Here is a 207-nt window from a genome sequence, read left to right on the forward strand (position 1 = left end):
GATTCATCCAATCATTAGTCGCTATGATCTGAGCACTACTATAGTTATTTATAGCTTCACCTTTGGTAATCTCCTTGCGGAGAAACCGGTTATTGATCTCATTGGATCCGCGTTCCCAAGGAGAATATGGGTCAGTGTAAAAAACATGGTCATGAACTCGCGTTAACTCACTAAATTCAGAACCATTATCAGAAGTAATTGTTTTAA

At 38.2% G+C, this 207-nt stretch carries 1 pseudogene; it reads right to left on the minus strand.

The features are described 5' to 3' along the window. Nucleotides 1-207, minus strand: a pseudogene (locus tag H5975_RS09335) (IS30 family transposase); the annotation flags it as partial.

The sequence above is a fragment of the Limosilactobacillus coleohominis genome (assembly GCF_016901675.1).
GTDB classification, from domain to species: Bacteria; Bacillota; Bacilli; order Lactobacillales; family Lactobacillaceae; genus Limosilactobacillus; species Limosilactobacillus intestinavium.